This is a genomic window from Psychrobacter sp. Arc9, from assembly GCF_041431295.1.
GTDB lineage: Bacteria > Pseudomonadota > Gammaproteobacteria > Pseudomonadales > Moraxellaceae > Psychrobacter.
In genome coordinates this window covers 94,677-114,252 of record NZ_JASMRK010000003.1, presented here as the reverse complement: position 1 = coordinate 114,252, position 19,576 = coordinate 94,677, and the positions used below count along the sequence as shown (strand labels likewise).

General features: G+C 45.1%; 7 protein-coding genes. 4 read left to right on the top strand and 3 right to left on the bottom strand.

Translation table 11 applies throughout. The features are described from left to right. The first annotated feature begins 190 nt into the window (after positions 1-190). The 4 genes from QO187_RS02750 to uvrA all read left to right on the top strand — a co-directional run bounded on the left by QO187_RS02750 (position 191) and on the right by uvrA (position 8,064). The gene (locus tag QO187_RS02750) at positions 191-1,483 is read left to right on the top strand and encodes a DUF1176 domain-containing protein (RefSeq protein WP_228153188.1); all 1,293 of its coding nucleotides are present in this window, start codon (positions 191-193) and stop codon (positions 1,481-1,483) included. Positions 1,484-2,068: 585 nt separating this feature from the next. After that, positions 2,069-3,736, top strand: coding sequence for a DEAD/DEAH box helicase (locus tag QO187_RS02745; RefSeq protein ID WP_101205896.1), 1,668 nt, complete (start codon positions 2,069-2,071; stop codon positions 3,734-3,736). Positions 3,737-4,014: 278 nt separating this feature from the next. Then, positions 4,015-5,259: a DUF819 domain-containing protein gene (locus QO187_RS02740; protein ID WP_102093581.1), complete on the top strand. Its 1,245-nt coding sequence runs from the start codon at positions 4,015-4,017 to the stop codon at positions 5,257-5,259. A gap of 237 nt (positions 5,260-5,496) precedes the next feature. Further along, entirely contained in the window at positions 5,497-8,064 is a 2,568-nt protein-coding gene (gene uvrA / locus QO187_RS02735; protein ID WP_102093583.1) for an excinuclease ABC subunit UvrA, read from the top strand. Positions 8,065-8,157: 93 nt separating this feature from the next. Here uvrA and QO187_RS02730 read toward each other — a convergent pair whose 3' ends face one another. The 3 genes from QO187_RS02730 to QO187_RS02720 are packed head-to-tail and all read right to left on the bottom strand — an operon-like array spanning position 8,158 to position 19,550. After that, positions 8,158-9,597, bottom strand: coding sequence for a reverse transcriptase family protein (locus QO187_RS02730; RefSeq protein ID WP_102093585.1), 1,440 nt, complete (start codon positions 9,595-9,597; stop codon positions 8,158-8,160). A 3-nt stretch (positions 9,598-9,600) separates the two neighbouring features. Further along, positions 9,601-11,877: a hypothetical protein gene (locus QO187_RS02725; protein ID WP_102093587.1), complete on the bottom strand. Its 2,277-nt coding sequence runs from the start codon at positions 11,875-11,877 to the stop codon at positions 9,601-9,603. Next, on the bottom strand, positions 11,874-19,550 hold the full coding sequence (locus QO187_RS02720; protein WP_371547069.1) for a HEAT repeat domain-containing protein: 7,677 nt from the start codon (positions 19,548-19,550) through the stop codon (positions 11,874-11,876). Before QO187_RS02720 ends, QO187_RS02725 begins: the two co-directional genes overlap by 4 nt. Positions 19,551-19,576: the final 26 nt, after the last annotated feature.

Sequence of the window (19,576 nt, the reverse complement as noted above, 5' to 3'; positions counted from 1 at the left end):
TGATAAGCAAATAGCTTATCAGCCTTTTTACTTATATTCATAAAAATGAATATAATGTATGCTAGGTCTTTCTTTTGTCTTTACACAATGATACATTAGTACAACAGATAGAAACACTAGTGCGTTAAGATAGCCGGGCACCATTACAATAGACAGGTGTTTATACTTCTTCTACTGAAAGGTGATGATTATGAAAGACAATAATTATATAAACGATATGTCGCTATCAAGAGGCGCTGATTTAACTGGTGTTAGTAGGTCAGGCATTATCTATGACGATAATAAGTATGATGACAATAGCTATAAAAACAGTGCCCAGTCTAATAAAAATCCCAAAAACATCACTGTAGAGTATTATTCAGAAAACATACCTAAAAAAATAAAAGAACAATCCACCTATATGATAAAAAATAAAATATTACTGCCTGTACTTGCAGCGCTTAGTACCGCTTTATTCAGTACCACCAGTATGGCCAATACATCGACTGAGTTTACTAGTCAAGACTGGCAAGTCGCTTGTGATAATACGCGTACGTGCCGGCTGGCAGGGTATCAAGCAGAGAATAACAGTGAGTTTCCGGTTTCTATATTGCTCGTACGCCGTGCAGGTGCAAATGCTGGCGTGGATGGTAAAGTAAAGCTTGGCGGAGCAAAGGACAGCTCGTCTAAAGCCTTAATGCAGCTTGGTAATCGTCATCGCATCTCGTTGTTTATTAATGATAAGGATTATGGTGAGACGAAGCCATATTCAGCCGCTGCAGGTAACGCTGAGCTTACTCAAGCGCAGGTAACTGCATTGTTAGAAGCTTTGACCAAATCTAGCAAGATTACGTTGGCCTTGCGCAATTCACGTTGGCAGCTCTCTGACAAAGGTGCCAGTGCTGCTATGCTAAAAGCCGATGAGTTCCAAGGTCGCGTTGGTACATCCAGTGCTTTTATCAAAAATGACGATGCTGCTAAATCTAGTGGCGGTATATTACCTCCCAAAGCCGCGCCAGTACTGCAGTTCATCGTTCCAAGCGCCAAAGCGGACGATGGTAATGACAAAAAGTTTGTAATGAGGTCCTCTCAGTTGGCAGCGTTGGTAAAAGGCACAATGAAAGATGCAGACAGCGTTTGTCCCAATCTTTCAGACAAATCACCTTGGCGTATCAGTCGTCTAAATGGCTCTCAGCTGTTGGCACAGCATGAGTGCTGGACAGGCGCTTATAACGCTGGAGCAGGGGTTTGGGTGCTCAATGATAGTAAACCTTATAAGCCAACGTTGGTTACGACCAATGCTACTGGCTACGATAAAGGCAAGCTTACCTCTGTACAAAAAGGTCGCGGCATCGGTGATTGCATGAGCAAAACCGATTGGCTATGGACGGGCCGTGCATTTGAAAAAAGCCATGAAAGCACCACTGGACTTTGCCGCTTAATCGAGGCGGGCGGGGCATGGCAGCTACCTACTTATGTAACAGAAGTCAAAGTAGTACGATAGATAAATAGTGAGTAGCTCATTTGCTTTAGTTATTAAATAAAACAACTAAACTTGTTTATTATCAACACTGTTAGTGCTTATTTACTCAGTAATTGAAGAAATAGGTACATATATTTTTTTATTGTGCTATACTGCGTCGCCTCGTTAGCTTAGGCTTTCGTGAATTATGAGATTGATAACATCGCCTGCGATTTTGGGTCTAGGATGACCATAAGTAATTGTTGCCGATGATTTTGTGTACTTAAATAACCTTTAAAAATATCAGTTATTTTTGACTCATATCTTATCTACTGGCCTATAACTAGGGTCTAGATTGGTTGCTGTTTGCCTTTATCTGCTTTGGACAAAGCATTGATAATGAGCGTATATCAAGCAAGGATAAGACACTCGGCACTACCACCAAAATACGTCAGACAGCACGAACGCATTTATTATAAAGACGCTAAGCTCTATTGGCTTGGTTTCTAATTATCGACAATTTTATATTGCTCGGTAATGCTAATAAGAGCAGCGTGGTGAACGGTTATCAGTGGTATGCATCAAGTTTGCTGAATTTACAGCAACTTATACTTACCAAGGATTCTTATGACTGACATCTTATCTGCAATCGCCGCTGAAAACGGCATCATCGAAAGCACTGACACTCCAAATACTGATAACAATACTCAAGCGGCTGCTACTGACGCCACTGAAGAAAACAAAATCACTTTTACTGATCTTGGCATTGCTAAGCCAATTCTTACTGCCCTTGATCGCAGTGGCTATACCAATCCAACCCCTATTCAAGAACAAGCCATTCCTTTTGCTCTAGCCGGTCGTGACCTTTTATTGTCAGCGCAAACGGGTAGTGGTAAAACAGCGGCTTTCGTTATCCCTGTACTTGACCGTTTGAGCCGTGCGACTAGCTTTGACAAACTAACCAAAGCACTTATCCTAACGCCAACGCGTGAACTTGCTCAGCAAGTACATGACAGCGTTCGCACTTATTCTAAAGATATGCGCGGTCTATTTTGTGTACCACTAGTTGGCGGCGCACCATACAACGGTCAGATCACTGCTTTGAAAAAGGGCGTTCAAGTAATCGTTGCAACGCCTGGTCGTCTACTTGACCATATCAATGCAGGTCGCGTTGATTTGTCAAACCTAGAAGTATTGGTACTTGACGAAGCTGACCGTATGCTAGACATGGGTTTTGCTGATGACATCAGTGACATCCTTCGTGCAGCGCCAATCGATCGTCAAACGATCATGTGTTCAGCAACTTGGGATGGCCCAGTAGGTAAAATCGCTGCCAGTTTCACTAAGAACCCTGAGCGCGTATCAATCAAAGTAGAATCTGCACACATCGAAGAAAAAGTGTACTACTGTGATGATTTTGATCACAAAAACCGTTTACTTGACAAAATCGTTTGCCAACAAGATATGGAACAAATCATTATCTTTGCTGCTACCAAACGTAGCACTGAAAAACTGGCTAAACAGTTACAAGAAGCAGGCCATAAAGCAAGCTTCCTACATGGTGACTTGCCACAGAGCAAGCGTAACCGTATCGTTCAAGACTTGCGTAATGGTAAAGTAAAAATCCTAGTAGCGACTGACGTTGCTGCTCGTGGTCTAGATATCCCAGCTATCTCGCACGTTATCAACTATGACTTGCCGCGTCAGACTGAAGATTACGTCCATCGTATCGGTCGTTGTGGTCGTGCTGGTCGTACTGGTGTTGCTATCAGCCTATGTAGCATGGATGATCGTCCACAGCTTAACGCTATCAACCGTTATTTAGATCGCAAAATGGAAGTATGTGTTATCGAAGGTATGGAGCCTAAGAAAACTTACGTACCTAGCGAAAACAAAGGTAATGGTCGTGGCCGTGGTCGTGGTCGTTCTAACGGCGGTGGCGGTCAAGGCCGTGGTCGTTCAGGCGGTGGCTATGCTGGTAAATCTAGCGGTGGTGGTCAAGGTCGTGGTCGTTCAAGCGATAGCAACACTGGTCAACGCGCTAGCAATGACAGCGGTTATCAAGGTAAGCCACGTGACACGTCAGGCAAACCGAATGAGCGTTCAGGTGGCAAGCCGTATCAAGGCAAGCGCACTGGTGGCCCAAGCCGCGGTGATAGCAATGGCGTTCCACGTGGTGAGCGCGCTGCAACTGGTCGCGGTCGTCCAAGCGGTAGCCAAGGTCGTCCAGCTGGTCGTTCTGACAGCCGTGGCCAAGGTCGTCCAAACGGCGGCAACCGTGGTAACAACTCGTAATACAGCTATATTTGACGATTAAAATCGTTGATTCATTAATCGTCTAAAGATAGCACTAAAAAGGCCAGATACTTGTTATCTGGTTTTTTTTGCGTTTACCTGTTTTATATTGCTCAATAACGGGCGTATGACGTTACGTGTCTAGCCGTCACCTTGCCATTTATCCTGTCAAATACTACTCGGCAAATCCTAGCTAATATTTGATGGCTGCTTGCAGGAGTTTTTTGCCTTGTCTATACTGATTTACTTTTGCCCGTTGTAACTCTTGGAGCGCCTTGATGCCTGCCACCTCAAATTTAGCAATTGATAATTTGCCATTAGCCTTTGGCATTATCATGGCCATTATTGGTCTGGTTTTTTATACCCAAGGCTTGCCGGGTAAGTTTTGGCGTCGGTTTTATGCCGTACTACCTGGTATTGTGCTTTGCTGCTTTATACCAGCCACTTTAAACAGTTTGGGCGTGTTTGCCGATGGTGTTGGTTCGCAGATATATGGCTTTACTGCCACTTACTTACTGCCAGCAAGTTTGCTATTGATGACCTTATCCATGGATGTGCCTAAAATACTGGGCTTAGGCTGGAAAGCGATCGCTATGTTTTTTGCTGCCAGTATCGCTATCGTCATCAGTGGTCCAATCAGTTTGGGAGTCGCTAAATGGGTATCGCCTGCCATGTTTACCGATGATACTTTATGGCGTGGGTTTTCTGCTGTAGCAGGTAGTTGGATTGGCGGCGCGGCCAACCAAGCAGCGATGAAGGAGCTGTTTGGGGTCAGTGATGATTTGTTTGGTATGATGATTTTGGTCGATACCACCAATGCCTCGCTGTGGCTGTTAGCTATCTTAGTAATGGCAAAACATAGCGATAAGATAGACCGCTTTTTGCGAGCTGATACGAGTAGTATTGATAAAGTAGTCAAAGCAGTCGAGAGCTATGAGCGTGATCATGCCCGCCCAGCCACTATCAATGATTTGATGGTGATGTTTGGCTTATGCTTTGCGATGGTCGGAGTGGCGCACTTTGTCGGTGGCCAGATTGCAGATTTCTTTGCCCCTTATAGTTGGGCCGTTCAATATAGCTTTGCCAGCTCGTTCTTTTGGATGGTGGTGATTATCACTTTAATAGGCGTCATCTTTTCATTTACTAAGATTCGTCGGCTTGACCATGTGGGTGCATCAAAAATCGGCACGGTATTTATCTTTGTATTAATCGCCGCGATTGGTATGCAAATCAATCTGGCTGGAATCGTCTCACAGTGGCGTTTACTGTTAATCGGCTTACTATGGATGAGCATCCATGTCGTGATTATCTTTGCTGTCGCTAGAATCATTCGAGCACCGTTCTTCTTTTTGGCAGTTGGCTCTAATGCCAATACGGGCGGTGCTTCTTCTGCACCGATTGTCGCCACAGCTTTTCATCCATCGCTAGCGCCTGTTGGCGTGTTCTTGGGTATTTTAGGTTACGCAGTAGGGACATTTGGTGGTTATATTAGTACCCAATTGATGCGCTTGGTTGTGTCTTAATGTCTAAATTTTCAGTTCTTGCTGAACAAAACCCGCCTTGATGCGGGTTTTTTATTATTAATGATTGGGTGACTTGAGTTATCGTTTTGTCTATCTATGCTATTGATATGTAAGCCTAGCCATGGCCACACATGAGTACGTGTTAACCTTTCTGCTAATTAAATAAAGACAACTAATCAAGTAAAGAAAACTAAGCACGTTAGGAATAAACAACGATTCGATAGGAACAATAACGCTATGGCAAATTCAGAAAAATTAGAAGAAAAAACAAGTAAAACAAGCACAGTGAGAAATACCCTTTATAACCCTGACCAAGATAATATTCAGGTCAGAGGTGCGCGCGTACACAATTTGAAGAACGTTGATGTTGACTTACCTCGTAATGCCTTGGTGGTCTTTACTGGTATCTCAGGCTCAGGCAAGTCGTCATTAGCATTCGGTACACTATTTGCCGAGTCACAACGCCGTTATCTTGATTCTGTATCGCCTTATGCCAGACGACTCATTGATCAGGTCGATGAGCCAGACGTTGATTCTATAGAAGGGTTACCACCAGCAGTCGCTTTACAGCAGAAGCGAGGTACGCCTTCAGTGCGCTCGTCTGTGGGTAGCGTTACGACGATATCCAATGGCCTGCGCATGCTGTACTCACGAGCAGGAGAATATCCGGCAGATCAAGGAATACTATATGCCGATGCATTCTCTCCCAATACGCCAGATGGTGCTTGCCCAACTTGTTCAGGTATTGGCCGCGTATTTGAGGTCACTGAAGAGTTGCTGGTGCCAGACAATACCAAGACCATCCGTGAGCGTGCGATTGCAGCGTGGCCACCAGCGTGGCAAGGTCAAAACCTCAGTCGTATATTGACCACATTGGGCTATGATATTGATAAACCATGGCACACACTACCTAAAAAAACACGCGACTGGATTTTGTTTACAGATGATACGCCAACAGTACCTGTCTATCCTGAATACAACATTGAGCAAACGCGCGATGCGATAGAAAAAGGCGAAAAGCCAAACTATATGGGTACTTTTACCAGTGCCAAAAACTTCATTTTGCACTCTTTTGCTACCACTCAGAGCCCGCGTACTAAAAAACGCGTCTCGCAGTTTATGCAGATATCTGAGTGTCCAGAATGTCATGGTAAAAAACTAAAGAAAGAATCGCTATCGGTTAAGTTTGCAGGACTCGATATCGGAGAGCTATCACAGCTAACACTGACTGAAATGGCGGAAAAACTGGAAAAAACAGCGCGGACTAAGGTAACTGATGACACGCCAAACCGCGAAAAAGCCATCGTTGCCCAACGTATCGCCAGTGATATTCTCTCTCGTGTTGAAGCGCTGACAAGGTTAGGGTTAGGATATCTCTCGCTTGAACGTACCACACCGACACTCTCTCCTGGTGAATTACAGCGACTGCGTTTGGCCACTCAAATTCGCTCGCAGCTGTTTGGCGTGGTGTATGTTCTTGATGAGCCATCAGCAGGTCTGCATCCCGCTGATACTCAAGCATTACTAGGTGCATTGGATGAGCTAATCGCAGCTGGGAATTCAGTATTTGTTGTTGAGCATGATGTTAGTGTCATCAGACATGCTGATTGGGTAGTCGATGTCGGGCCAAAGGCAGGCACGCATGGTGGCGAGATTGTCTATAGTGGCCCTATAGATGGACTTCGTGAGATTGAACAGTCGCATACTGGTCAATATCTCTTTGCCGATGCGACATCTAACGCACAGTCAAAATCTAATACAAGGCAGCCAGCAGCCTGGCTTAAGCTTGCCAATATTGAGCGAAATAACATAACAGGATTAGACGTTGAGTTTCCGCTTGGGGTAATGACCAGTGTCACAGGGGTCTCGGGCTCAGGCAAATCAAGTCTCGTCAGTCAAGCGTTGGTAGAGCTTATCAATGAAGCCTTGGGGCAAAAAACAGTCACAGAATCGCCTGTCGGTGAGGCGGACTTACTTGAGCAGGAGCTTGAGTCAGTAACTGGCGGTGAAATCGTCGCTGGCATGGAGCATGTCCGACGTCTCATTAATATTAATCAAAAAGCAATTGGTCGTACACCGCGCTCTAACTTGGCAACCTATACGGGTCTGTTTGATGATGTGCGGAAGATTTTTGCGGCGACTAAGCAAGCAAAATCTCATGGCTATGATGCTGGCAGGTTCTCATTTAACACGACCAAAGGCCGCTGCCCAAATTGTGAAGGGTTAGGGTTTGTCAGTGTTGAGCTGTTGTTTCTACCAAGCGTCTACGCGCCTTGTCAGGTATGTCATGGGCAACGCTATGACGAGGAAACGCTGGCAATCACTTATCGAGACAAAAACATCGCTGAAGTATTAAACTTAACGGTTGAAGCAGCCCATGAATTTTTCGTCGATGAAGCGCCTATTTTGCGTGCATTAGAAGCGTTGCTACAAGTTGGACTTGGTTACTTACGTTTGGGTCAGCCTGCCACTGAATTATCAGGTGGCGAAGCACAGCGTATTAAACTTGCCACCGAGCTGCAACGCACGCAGCGAGGCGACACACTATACATATTGGATGAACCAACCACTGGCCTACACCCTGCTGACGTGTCTATGCTTATGACGCAGCTGAACGGTCTTGTCGATGCGGGCAATACCGTCATCATGGTTGAACATGATATGCAGGTGGCGAGCAATAGTGACTGGATTATAGATATTGGGCCAGGGGCGGGCGATGCGGGTGGGATTATTGTCGCACAAGGTACGCCATATGACGTTGCCCAATCAAAAGACAGTCGTACTGCAGCGTTCTTATCGATTTAATTAAAATATAGTTCCGAGCTAACATGCTTTACTTGAATGAGTATTAGAAATAGGATTTTCTAATACTCATTTTTTATAAATATAAAGAAATATCTATGCAGGTGTCTCTTGCTGTACTTGCAAACGCTCAATTCTATCTAGATAACTATGTCCCAACTCTGGCTCTGCCGAGGCTATCCAAGCGGCATATCCTGACAACGTATTTAAAGTCTCATCAGCACGCAATTGCCCGCCTGCCTCTAAATTATGTACCGCCGCCCGCAACATTTTTTTGATTTGACGAGATACCCTGGGTACGCCTTGTCCATTGACCACCATGCCAGTAACGTTATGCTGATTGCCTTTACGAATCACATGTGTCTTATCATTATTCAATGCAAAACCTTCTTCGCGTAATATCTTATGGACTGAGCCGAGCAGTTGTCCGATTAGCCTGTTGTGCTGCGCATCGGCTTGTTTCTTTGCGGTGCTGGTCGTGGCTTTAATCGTTGTTTTAGCCTTCGATTTGGGTTTGACGTCTTCAATAGCAGGAACACTAAAGGTCAAGTCGTCGGCGTAACGACTATAACGTAGCCCCAATTTTTCTGCTAACCCTGTCAAGCGGCGGTCCAGATTTAAGCAAACAATGTTCGTTAATGCAGGGCTGGTAGGCGCGCCTTGTGGCAAGGCTCTATCACCTAATGCCACATAGTAGGTAACGCCATCTTGCTGTACCACTTGCCTAGGGGACTCCGTACAGAGTAATGCCAGTAATGTCGAAATTTGCTCTGGGTAGCCAGCATGACGAAAGACCCCTTTGACACGGCGCCAGCTCACGCTAGGAAAGAAATCTTTGACATCAAGCTTAATAAGGAGCTCACTATTGCTATGTACTGCCGCGTTGGTCACGATGGATTTTCCGCGTACAAAGCCATGGGCGGCACCATGCGTCGTTAAGTTATTCAAAATATTATGCAAAATCCAGCGTTGTACAAACTTCAAACGTGGTATCGGCGACCATATTTGACGTGCTGTCCCATTGCGTTTGGCAATAGTAAAATGCGAATAAGACAGATTGGTGGCAACTTCTCTTTGATAGCACAATCCTTTTAACTGCGGAATGGAAAGGTTAACCGCTTCTGCTAACTCATTATGTTTATGCAGCAATGGCAGTTTGTTTTCAATCAGCCGATTGGCCGCGTCTTTTACGTCCCACTTATCGATACTGGTATCGTCCGTCCAATATATATGACGACCAAGATAAACCATGTGATGCGCTTTGTATGCTTGCCAAGCAGCTTTTTTGAGACTTTTTTCTTCAGCCGCCTCTTTTTTCAAAGCTTTTTTATAGCGATCCCGTTCTTTCGGGCTCATATTGTCGACAGGTTGACGATCGACCATAAAGCCTTGACTTACTAGCTGCTGCTGAACATATTGGTAACGTCCGCCCGCCAGCTCAATATCTTGCCATAGTTGCTGCCACTGACGCTCAAAAGGAGTGGGTGCTGGCTCAGGGCTGATGTAATCGTTATTGTTGGCTGTGTGTGTGGTCATACCTTACATCCCTTGGTTTTCGATAAAGCCTTTGGCTTCAAATCTGGCAATATGTTGTAAAAATGCGGCTTTGGCTTGAGCAGGTTGGTTAAACACGAAATGCTGATGTGTACTGTCATCACCCGTGGTCTGCTCGATCGTTATTTTTTTATGTGCGATGGTCAGATAGATATAAGTAATACAAGTCTCGTCTGTTGTAGCAATCACTTTGTCTTTGATACTCTCTTTTATATTGTCTGTCTTATTATCTAATGATGGTTTTGCTAGCTGTGACAACGCAGATAAGTCCATCACCAGATCTGAAGGTGCTATGATTGCCTCGTTTTTATACTGAGTGGCAACTTTAGTGGAATGGCGAATAGAGTGGCTAATAGGGTGACGAACAGGAACACGCTGACTCAATATACGGGTGTCATGCCAGCTGTCATTTTTGGCAGTGTTACTGTCGTAATTGTTATAACTCAGACGTAATGCAATAAGATGCGCGCACACGCCTTGTGTGAGTCGGTGCTGCAAGTACTGCGGACAGCTACATTCTGCCTTGGTGACTAGCCCTTCATCGCCTAATTGCAGCTGGCTGTAATAGGTTCGTCTGTCTTCTTCGACATGAATATCTGCACGAATGGTAATACCTTTGACAGCGACAGTCTCGACGGAAAATTTCTGCACGGCATCCGTACGGCTAATCAAATCAAAAGCCTGCTTTTCTGCTTCGTGGTGATAAGCGAACTGTGCCATATCAAGCGGCACTTGGCTCAAAGGTCTGTAGTGATACAGCTGCGTCGCCATCTCATAGCGAATTAAGCCTTGCTGAGTACCTGACAGTAACCACTGCTGTACTTGTGAGTGAGAAACAGGCACAGACGTTAATGAAGCATCTGCTGATAGCGACTTTACCAAATCTTCTAGCGTACTAGGGGTATTTTCCAGTGTCTTAATTAATACAGACAAGCCATTATGCTCATCGTTATTATCATTATTACTATCATCTAAGGTTGCTTTACTACTGTCTGATAACCCTTCAATAGCAGCTAATGTATTTTGCAGTGGGCGCTTTGGCAGTAACAAGTCAAAGTTTAATGACTGTGACCAGTTGGCTTGGCTAAAGCCTGTCATAGCAAAGGTAAAATGAAAGCCTTTGCCTTTTAGTGTCCAATAGCTTGGCATGCCTTGACCCAGTAGCGATACCGAAACGCTGTCAGTATGCGGCAACAGACGTTTTAATAGGCTGAGACGACGGCGACCCCATAAGCGAATGAGCTTTGCTTGTTGACCTTGATAGGGTTTTTGCTGTTGGCTAACTTGGCTGGTGACAGTAATATCAAAAGGCTCTAATATAATCACTGGCAGCTGCTGAGGTCTAAGCTCAATCAATAATCCACGGCGTTTGCCTTTAATGTCAGCATGCATACGCAGCTCAAACAGCACGTTGTACAGTGCGATTGGATCAAGATGGATGGTGTCTTGTGGCAATTGACCTGCAGACTGTACTTGCAGCAGTGCTCTGATCCAGCTTTTGGGCACATTGATGCGCTTTTCTATGATCTGTTTTTTTACGGTGGGCGTAGTTACTGTACTATCAGTATCTGCTTCAGCGGTCTCTGGCATGGTTTCGAGTAATTGTAAGCCGACCGCTTCATGACCAATGTCTAATATCGTTTGTTGATGATCTCGTATTTTCTCAATACCGTTAAACAAAGCCGCACTGTAATCAATACTGGTGGTGCCAAGGGTAGCTTCGGCATTTTGCTCAAAAATCTCATTGGTCAATGTCAATTGAGCATAGCAGCCTTCATCACGGCTAAATACCTCAAAGCTAACACCTTGCTCATGCACCTGAATAATCGGGTCCAAAATACAAAAAGCCAGTGGGTCATTGTCGAACAACCACGTGAAATAATCACGCTGCGCAGTAAATAGGTTTTTATTGCTGCTGGCACGGCGCATCTGCATAAATACCGTGTACGCTGAGCGGTCTTTTGGCACATAGCGATAATCACTACTGACCACATCAAATAGGGCTAGCAAACTGTCACGAAAGACAAGGGGAGACTTGACCTTACCGTGGAAGTTAACCTCCGATCGATTCAGCTGAGCAAATAGTGCCACATGCTGAGTGTGTTCGCTTGTTTGCGCCTCCGACAGTGAGTCTGACGATTCGTTAACTTGACTGATTTGGCTAGGTGCGGCGTAGTCTAACTGCATCATCAGGCCATCAGTGTTTGCTACTATTTCTGACTCTGTTTCTGATGCTTGGTCTAATTGATTGTCTATAGTCATTGACTGTCTCCTTCACCCTGATTGCTTTTTTGACTGCTGTCCTGACTATATGCCAACGGACGCTTTTGCTGTGCTCGTATCATGGCACGTTGCCAGCGGCGTAGTACTTTATAAGCAAGCTTCTGAATGTCTGAGTTTTCATGTGTCATGAGCGTCGTCAGCCATTGTTCAATATTTGGGTTATATAGCTGCCCAAGCGCTTCGATAGCACGGATACGAACCGTCATCTCCATGTTGTCATTACTTGCACAATAATAAAGTGCATCAGCGTCTTTTGCTCTGATCCATTGTAGCAGCTGTTGATTGATTGGTATCTCGGTAGACGAGCCCTTATGCTTCAGCGCATTCTTTACTACCGTTATTATGGATTTTTGGGTAGATGTACCGCTTTGTTCAATACGAGTTAGTAGCGTTGATAGTAAGGTTTGGTTATCATAAGTGAGCGGCGGTTGAACCGTAGTTGATACGCTGCTCAATGTTGGCACTATATTTGATAACACCTTATCTTCAGCGACTGGTCTGGCCAGTAGTGCCAATAGCGCTTGCTGCCACCAACCACTAACAGTCGTAGAAAGCAGTGGAATAGAAGTGATGGTCAATGGTTGACGAGAATCATTGAGCCAATCAAGCATTGCCTCGATTTGCTTAGTAGCCGCTTTATCGACAGCACCTTTGGCAGTTGTAATGGATATATGACGCATGATTAGCCACACCAGTTGTCTGATGGTGGTACCCACTTGCTCAACCATGCCAATCCACTGACTATTATTGATGGTCGTTGGGCTGCGGTTGATGGTGTCGATAAGCGTGTGCCATTGCTCGCTTGCAGTGTCAAAACGCTGCTGCAACGTCGCAACCATTTCTTTGTCTAAATAGTTAGTTGGATATTGGGTCAGATAACACAGTCCAATATGCTGTGTCAGGGGATTACTACTGGTAATTAACGCGGTAAGCTGTGATGTTGGCATATCTTGCTTGGCCATAATGGCATTTTGCAGTGCCATCAGGGTATCGGCTGGCAAGTGCTCACCATGCTGCGTGATGAATGTTGCCAGCTCATCGATGCTGCTATTATCAATAATACGCTTTAGGCTCAAGCGCTCCGTCTCTTCTACAAAGTCATCATTATGGCTTTGGATGGCTGCCCAATCATAAGGATAAATCTGCGACGCGAGACTACCCCAGGTTTTCTGTGCCGCAGTATAAGCTACCATGAGCACAGCACGATCTAGGTTGCTCGTTTTTAAAATATCTAAAATTAATGCTTTATTGGCATCGTTACCATTCATCTGCAGTAGCCATACCGCATGCCTTTGTGGACGGAAGAATATGGCTTTATCGATATGAGTGCGGATATAGCTGCGGATTTGTTCCCAAGCAGGCGTTGTGTTGAGCCAGCGCAGTCCATTTAACCAATGGACAATGGCGGGATTGGTGAAATGGACTGCGGGGTCTGACAAGTGCGATTTTAATAGCTCAAAAATATGCGAACTATGCTCAAAGTCACCACCTTGTGCAAGGCGACCTAAGGCTTCACTGGCCACGTCTTGTAAGTAGTGCTCGTCGTCCTCGGCCAGTTTGATTAACTTATCATAGGCTTTGTATAAGGTATGAACCTGTAAGTTTTTATCGGCATTGTCCGCAGGTGAGCTAGCATTAGGCGAGTCAGCATTTTGATTTTGGTTTTGATGGTCACTGCTGCCTAGTAGCTCGCCAATGGCTAACACACTGCAGCTGCGGAACTCAGCATCAGGGTTATAATCGATCGTGGCCATCAAGATATTGACCCCATCAGCATGACCGCATTTAGCGAGTCCTTCAGCCGCGGCAAATTGCACATCGGCGTCTTTATTGCGTAGGGCATTTTGTAATGAAGCAATGCTGCCGTGCCGTCTTTTAGCTCGATATGCCAGTGCTTCAACCAATTTAAAGGTATGGTTAGCTGGCATCTGCTCGTAGGCTAGCGCTAAAGCACTATCAATGCGCGAGGACAAATCACTGTCATCCGATTGCACCCATGCAAGTGACGGCAATAGCAGAGCGGCAAGCGCATAGTCACTATGACTCATAAGCGTGGTAAACAGTGACAACAAGACTTGCGAGTTTCTAGGGTGCTGACGTTGTAACCAACGGGTGTCTTCACGCTCATCTAGGTAGTCATCGATGTTTTGATCGTAACCACTGATTTTTACTAAGGTATCAAATAAATATTTACGCTCTTCTTTGTTTTTTTGCGGCGTGTGGTCAAACAGATTCTCTAAACGCTGTAGTAATGGTGCGACCAGATGCGTATTACGCAGGTCAGCGATATCACCATAAATAAACTGCTTAGGTTTGTTGATATGGGGATCGTCAAGTAAGGCTAATAATCGTAAGTGCGCTTCATTAGCAACTTGTTCAGCAGTCGCAATATCAAAGCTGCTCTCCAAACCATTCTTTAAATGACCCTCTAAAGTGTTCTTATTGATGAATTGGTACGACGTGAGTGCCTCAACAAGTAAGTTCCAGCTACGGTATTTCTCATTACTGGCCTGAGCATCTTCAGCAAAATCAAATAAGCTATCAAATAGCGTGTTGTCCGCAAAGAGTACGTCATGAAACTCGACCAGTTGACTCAGTGCTTGATATTTTGCATCCCAATCATCACTCTTCACAGCATGCAACAAAAACGTCAGTTTGTCTTGGCGTTGCACTGACGGCGATTGACTGTTTGCAAAGGGCGTGACGATGACTTGTTTCCATTCAGCAACGATCTGAGGCAGTAGCGACTGACAATAAGACTGTAGCCCAAGTAAGCTGGCTGGCAGATGGCCTAGTCGGCCCTTTAACAGCTGATAGGCCTCTTCTGCTAAGGTGTGATTATTGGTTTTTAATAAATCAATGAGTTGTTGATCAGCGCTACTACTGACAGTAGCTGTATCCGATGGTTTGCTTTGCTGCTGTACGGCATTGTTATTTGCGGTATCTAGCAATAGATCCAAGCCGCGTTTGACCATATCACGGTAGGGCGTACTCATGGCATAGTCAGCCAGCTTTTTGGCTGGCATGTCCAGCTTATACAAGCATGCCCAAGCCAGCTCACGAGTGTCAAAACTACTGTGGTTGAGTAATGGTAACAACACGCGACTGGTACTGTCTCGCCAGTCCTCATCGTTATTAGTGTTAAGCTGCGATGATTGAGTAGCAAGCCACATCAGCCCTCGAATGGCTTGGTCTGTGGTGCTGCTATTAGCATAATAATCATCGCCTGCGCGTATGACGCCAATCCAAGCGCCAAAGGCAAGAGACTGGTATGGATAATGCACCTCAGAACTGTCTTGTTTGTCAGTAGGAGAGCTACCTACTGTTTGCGCATTGCCTACCATATTAATGGTGGCTGTAGCGGGGTGAGTACTTAACAATGCCTGCAAACTGCGTTGCCATTTTTGTAATGTCTCAAAAACATCGTCCTCATCGTCATAATAATCATGAGCGAGTAATTCAGATAAGTGGCAAATGACACTAATGGTTTGGGCGCGTACCAATGGCTGCTGATGGCGACTGAGGTTGGCGAGCTGTTGTAAGTTTTCGGTACTCACCGTCGTTAGAATACTTGCTCGGATAGAGGCCGTATTATTCGACTGTCCTTTAACACCACCTTTATCTGCCGCGTTTGGTATAGCATCCATCATCATCGTGATGACTTCAGAGTGAGACGATAAAATACTGCCTAATTGACGTGACAAGTAATCATTTAGGTACTGCCACGTTGACGATAGGGCTTGTTGGTTATTAGGTTGTTGTACGTCAGTAGGATAACGAGCGAGTATATTGGCGTAGACTACTGCCGTGTCATTATCGGCAAAGCTTAACGCTTCAATCAGCTGGTTAGGTCGACCAGTGCTAGTGGCGTCTGTTTTAGTAGCTTGCAAGCCATTCTGTAAGTCATTAAATATCAATAACAGTCTGCCTGCTACTGCATAGGACTCTGACTCAAACAAAGGCTGTAATTGCCGTGCATGTGTAATACCTAAACCGTGCTGCGCTTGTAGCCAATGCGTAGGCGTCATCGGTGCAACAAGCGTACTCAAATTGTTTGTTTCGTCTCCCATATCATGAGTAAGGAAGTACTGCCCGCGAGCGTCACCCAAAATAGCCAAACACAAACTGGCTGATTGATTGATAATGTCGCGCTCATCTTTTTGCCATTTCACCAGTAGATCAATGTCCTCAAAAGAAACTATCTGCGTAATCTTTGGTGCAAGAGGTTTAAAATCAGCATCAGGGTGGTGTAGATATTTAGCATACCAACATAGTGCATCATACTTTGATGGGTATGCCAGTTTAGACAAGCCAGACAGTGCTTGGCCTACATGACTGTACCACTGAGTATATGTTTCACTTTTTTTGTCCTGAGAGGGTATTGGTAGATCTAAGTAATGCTTAAAGACTTGGTACGCTTGCTCATCACTTCGCTTTGCCTGTTCTTCGTCAGTGTATAAGCGTGATTGGCTGGCCAGCAGTTGAGCGACTATTAGCTGAATATCAGGATAAGGACTGTTGAGGGCCGCGGTAATCAATGCTTCGTGATGATTCGGTTGATCATCGGTGCTACTATCATCTAGGCTACTGTAATCCGCTAAAATAGTAGGCTGTAAGTCTGTCAGCGCCAAAGCGACCGTCAAAGCTTGTTTACGTAGCTCAATACTGTCATCAGCGAACATAGCCACGATAGCTGGCATCAACTGTGTCAGCTGAGTCGTATTCGCTCTGGCTTGCACTGTCGTAAGGGCCAGTTGCTTGGTATCAGCATAAGGGCTGGCAAGCGCGCTCAACATGACGTCAGCAAACCCTAAATGCTTGCTTTGCTTAAGTGCGATGTCAAAGGCTTGTTTGCGAATAGCGGCAAACGTATCTGAAAAGAATAGGGTCAGGACAGCTTGATTGGTCTTTTGACTATCAGTTTCTTCAGTTTTATTCGTTTTATGCTTCGAGTTCATCGCTAGCAACAGTCGTTGCCATTCTTCTATCGCCACTTGGTGCACATCTTCAAAAAGGCTTTGCTGCAATAGCTCAATAATGTCAACGATAGCACTGTCAGAAACATTTTTAGAAATATTGTCAGATGACTGCTTAAATTGGCGGTTTAATAGAACTTTAACCACTTCTAACCGAATACTGGTAAAAGGGTTGTTCAATGCCTGTAGCAGTATGTCTGTCATCTCTGACGACATCTGAGTGCTTTTGTCACCACTATTTGAGCTATCTGCTGCAACATGCTTTAAAAACAGTGCTAAAGACTGCTCGTGAATATCTTGATGTTTAGAAGCAAAACCTGTCGCTGCCCAAGACAATGCATTGTCTGCCAATTTGCCATAGGCTTGCATGGCGACTTGGCGCACGCCAGCGTCCTTATCATCTAGTAATGTCGGTAGGACTGCTTTGGCGTCTTCTATATTTAAATGACCAAGCGCTGTGGCGACACCAGCACGGATGATGGCACTGTCATCATGGCTCATTAGACTAATCAGGGTGCCAAACGCTCGTTTGTCTTGTAGGCAAGCCAGCGTATAAGCCGCTCGGAAACTGATATCTTCGTGACTATTGCTTAAGCTTTGTAATAATGGCTCTAACGTGTCATTGCTTAGCTTTATAGATTCAGCAACAGGCTTCTTGGATTTGGCCGTTTTAGCCTTACTTTTAGATGCTTGGGTACTATCTGCTTGCGAGATAAAATCTTGCGTAGATAAGGTTAAACGGATCGCCTCATCGGATTCTGATTGTTTAACACTCTTATCATTTGCCGCTGCGTTGCTAGCATTATCTAGTAGCGTGCCGCGCAGTAAGCGAAAGTCATCAAAATCAGTCAGGGTACGTAATGTTTGCGTGTCACCTTGCTGTTTCAATGCCTCTATCAACTTAGGCTGAGACAACAATGAGACGTAAAACGCCGTTTGCCTAATCTCTGTATTACGATGATTCTGTAGCAGCATCAACTGACGCGAGACTTCAAGATGGTTTAGCATACCGCGCTGATACAGACGAATCAGTCCTGATTGGACAATGTCTGACTGATTGCAGTCTAATGCCATCAAATCTGCTTGAGGGCTGTTGTCAGGCAATAGTGTCTCAAGCGAGGCCAATGCTTGCTTACGAATATTTGCAAAACTGTGTGACAACGCCTCTCTTAAAATAGGCAAGATGCGGCGCTGACTAGTGGCATCCTTCATCGCAACCTTTAAGTAACCTTGTAACGCAGAAGCCACCACTTCTTCGTAGTAACGGTTTTTAAAGGCTTCTTCTAGATAATGCAGCGGTCGCTTCGCCGTACTTGCGCGGTCGGCCAAGGCATGAAAAGCAGCAAGGCGTACTTTTGCACTGTGCGCTGAGCTTAGTTGCTGCTCTAAAACCTGTGCAGTTTTATCAAGATTAGTAGTCGCAACCCACTGTACCAATTGCAATGCTTGGTTAGCCGTGAGCGTGTCGCTATCAGCAAGTAATTTTTTAACCAGCTCTAACGTTTGGTTATCTGCTTGCGCCTGTAGCAGCGCTAGACCTTCTTTAAACGACACATCATTATTATTTGACGTATCTGTCAGTAACTGGCTGATTCTCTGATAGCCGTCTTTGATGATATAAGTGACTGGGAGCAACTTACTGTTTTGTGCCGTACTATTCTGTGACGTACTTTTAGTATGGTCAATAGGTATGAAACGTAAGCTCTGATCGGCACTGACGACGATGAGCGTTGGTTGTTCAGCATAAGAAGATAAGACGATCTGTCGAGCCTTGGTTAGATCCTCTTTACAGCTGTTTGGCTGACCTTTATCAAATGCCCATGATTTAACACTCTTGTCATCAGCGGCAGTGAACAACCGTGTGTCTGAGACACAAAGCGCCGTGATCATTTCGCTGTGTTGGCTAGACTTGGCTCTATCAACAGGGTGCAGATCGCCTTGGACATGAGTACGGTATAAGCACTTATCTGCGCCTGCTGAGAAGAAGTGCTGCCCGACTGGCTCAAAACAAAGCGCGTTCACTTTACCTTGGTGGAGCTGTTTGCGGCTACTTAGAGTGAGCTGGACACCATCTGAGGTCCATTGATAGCTACTAACATCTCCCGTTTTATCTGCCACGACTAACCACGAACCATCACTTGAGGTTGCTAGCGCTGTTAATGCAGACTCCTTACTTGATGCTGCTATAGAAGACGAGTAAGGCTCAACGATGACAGTACTGCTGGCTTGACTGTCCTGATAAGGCCATACGACAATGTATTTTGGATATAAGATAGCCAAGGCATCTTGTAGTTGTGCCATTGCTACGGCACGGCCTATATCATCGTTATTATTTTTAGGTGCATCGAACAAGGATGTAGCACTGGTCTTCTTAACTTTCTTTGCTTGCCAATCCGTTTGATAAAGATGACCATCATCACCAATCATCACAATAGTGCTGTCATCTATTTTGGTGATCGCTTGCATCGCACAAGGCAGCGCTGTTGTCGATAAGCTGAATTGCTCACCTTGTTGATCAAGGACGTATAAGACCGTAGCAGATGCTCGCTGCTGGCGAGTAATAAAAAGACTGCGCCCATCTTGCTTGGTTGTCTTTTGAGTTGCCGCTTGGGTGCTGTTGGCCTTACTGACTAAGCCAATAATTTGACCCCAATAGGGGAGTGTTATTGTTTTCATGGTGTTATCTCAGTTGAGGTGACGTC

Coding starts and splice junctions, on each gene's coding strand:
- QO187_RS02750 (WP_228153188.1), top strand. CDS start 191: ATGAAAGACAATAATTATATAAACGATATGTCGCTATCAAGAGGCGCT.
- QO187_RS02745 (WP_101205896.1), top strand. CDS start 2,069: ATGACTGACATCTTATCTGCAATCGCCGCTGAAAACGGCATCATCGAA.
- QO187_RS02740 (WP_102093581.1), top strand. CDS start 4,015: ATGCCTGCCACCTCAAATTTAGCAATTGATAATTTGCCATTAGCCTTT.
- uvrA (WP_102093583.1), top strand. CDS start 5,497: ATGGCAAATTCAGAAAAATTAGAAGAAAAAACAAGTAAAACAAGCACA.
- QO187_RS02730 (WP_102093585.1), bottom strand. CDS start 9,597: ATGACCACACACACAGCCAACAATAACGATTACATCAGCCCTGAGCCA.
- QO187_RS02725 (WP_102093587.1), bottom strand. CDS start 11,877: ATGACTATAGACAATCAATTAGACCAAGCATCAGAAACAGAGTCAGAA.
- QO187_RS02720 (WP_371547069.1), bottom strand. CDS start 19,550: ATGAAAACAATAACACTCCCCTATTGGGGTCAAATTATTGGCTTAGTC.